This window comes from Pantoea sp. GbtcB22 (genome assembly GCF_019091025.1).
Taxonomy (GTDB): Bacteria; Pseudomonadota; Gammaproteobacteria; order Enterobacterales; family Enterobacteriaceae; genus Pantoea; species Pantoea leporis.
The window spans coordinates 1-228 of sequence record NZ_JAGXKB010001087.1; the positions used below are offsets into that span (position 1 = coordinate 1).

Annotated in this window: 1 pseudogene; it reads right to left on the bottom strand. The window is 59.6% G+C overall.

Features of this window, described 5'->3' with window-relative positions:
* Positions 1 to 225 (bottom strand): annotated as a pseudogene (locus tag KVT28_RS27585) (efflux transporter periplasmic adaptor subunit); the annotation flags it as partial.
* Between the last annotated feature and the right edge of the window lie 3 nt (positions 226 to 228).

Here is a 228-nt window from a genome sequence, read left to right on the forward strand (position 1 = left end):
CACTTCGGTCAGTTCCAGCCTGCCGGGATGATCGTAATTGCTACCGTCTTCCAGTTTTACCGTTCCTGGCACCACATCGCTGCTCTGCTGGAGAGAAGCCTGCTGACGCATCAGTTTCAGCAGTTGCACGCTGGATTGCGTGAGATCGACATAGATCGGATCGAGCCCGCGAATGGTCGCCAGCGCCGTGGTTTGCGCCGGGGTCACCAACCCGCCCGGCGTCACTCA